Genomic DNA, 1,514 nt, shown 5'->3' with positions numbered 1-1,514 from the left:
CTTTAAATGTTGACAAACGTAAAAGGCCACGTCGAGAGGTGATTCAGATGGCCGAAAACGCGAACACCGTTGTTGAAAAAAACGGCTATCTTGTCGTCGGAAAGGCGGAAGGAATCGTCGAGATTGACGTTGATACATTTCTCTGCAAGGGCTGTGGAATTTGTGTCGAGATGTGCCCGAGGAAGGTCTTCGAGTGGAGCAAGGAGCTCAGCGAGAAAGGTGTGCACTATCCAGTCCCCGTCCATGCCGAGAAATGCGTCAAGTGCAAGCTCTGTGAGCTTCTCTGCCCGGACTTCGCCATCGCGGTAAGGTGGTGAGCATGATAATCCGCGGTGACGAGCCGGAGCAGATTAGGCTCCTCAGGAAGCTCTACAAGCCCGGCAACTACTTCATGCAGGGCAACGAGGCAGTTGCCTACGGCGCCCTGTTTGCAGGCTGTCGCTTCTACGCGGGCTACCCGATAACCCCGTCGAGCGAGATAGCGGAGACGATGGCGCGCGAACTTCCGAAGCTCGGTGGCTACTACCTCCAGATGGAGGACGAGATAGGCAGTATAGCGGCCATGATTGGAGCATCTTGGACGGGATTCAAGGTCATGACGGCAACGGCTGGCCCGGGCTTCTCGCTTATGCAGGAAAACCTTGGCTACGCCGTAATGACCGAGACCCCGCTCGTTCTGGTTGACGTCCAGAGGAGCGGGCCTTCAACGGGCCAGGCCACGAAGGGAGCGCAGGGCGACTTCTTCCAGGCGAGGTGGGGAACTCACGGCGACCACCCGATTGTGGCGGTTTCTCCTATCAGCGGGCAGGACGCCTTCTGGGAGACAATAAGGGCCTTTAACATCGCCGAGAGGCTCAGGACTCCCGTGGTGGTTCTCTTCGACGGCGTTTTGGCACACACGAGGGAGCTCATCAAGATTCCCGACGTTGATGAGGTGGAGATAACCTACCGCAAGCTCCCCCAGAACGAGGAAGAGGCTAAGCTCCCCTTCGGCGACCCGCACGGCGACGGCGTTCCACCGATGCCCCTCTTCGGACACGGCTACTTTACTCACGTGACGGGCTCGACCCACAAGGAGAACGGCCTGCGTGATGTCTACACGCCAGAGGTTCACGACAGGCTCGTGAGGAGAATCCACAGGAAGATAGAGAAGAACCGCGAAGTTTACGAGAAGTATGAGGAGCACTTCACAGACGATGCCGAGATACTCGTCGTCAGCTGGGGAGTAACGGCAAGACCCGCCCTCGGAGCTGTCCTGAAGGCGAGGGAGGCGGGAATAAAGGCCGGCCTCTTCGTGCCGAAAACGGTTCACCCGTTCCCTGGAGAAAGAATGAGGGAGCTCGGAAAGCGCGTTAGGGCCATACTCGTCCCCGAGATGAACCTCGGCCAGATGATTCTTGAAGTCCAGCGCTACGTCAACGACGACGTTCTGCTCAAGGGAGTCAACAAGATTGGTGGCGTTCCCTTAACCGTTGAGGAAATCCTGCGCGAGATAAGGGGTGTTGCCTGATGCC

Annotated in this window: 2 protein-coding genes; both read left to right on the top strand. The window is 57.6% G+C overall.

The annotated features are described in order from the left end of the window. The first annotated feature begins 47 nt into the window (after positions 1 to 47). Entirely contained in the window at positions 48 to 317 is a 270-nt protein-coding gene (locus tag MVO87_RS02360; protein ID WP_014121915.1) for a 2-oxoglutarate ferredoxin oxidoreductase subunit delta, read from the top strand. A gap of 2 nt (positions 318 to 319) precedes the next feature. Continuing rightward, entirely contained in the window at positions 320 to 1,510 is a 1,191-nt protein-coding gene (locus MVO87_RS02355) for a 2-oxoacid:acceptor oxidoreductase subunit alpha (RefSeq protein WP_297552055.1), read from the top strand. Positions 1,511 to 1,514 lie beyond the last annotated feature (4 nt).

Origin of the sequence: Thermococcus sp., assembly GCF_027063845.1 — an archaeon.
Lineage (GTDB): Archaea > Methanobacteriota_B > Thermococci > Thermococcales > Thermococcaceae > Thermococcus.
Note: the sequence above shows the minus strand (reverse complement) of the source record. Positions and strands in the feature narration are given on the sequence as shown.

Coding starts and splice junctions, on each gene's coding strand:
- MVO87_RS02360 (WP_014121915.1), top strand. CDS start 48: ATGGCCGAAAACGCGAACACCGTTGTTGAAAAAAACGGCTATCTTGTC.
- MVO87_RS02355 (WP_297552055.1), top strand. CDS start 320: ATGATAATCCGCGGTGACGAGCCGGAGCAGATTAGGCTCCTCAGGAAG.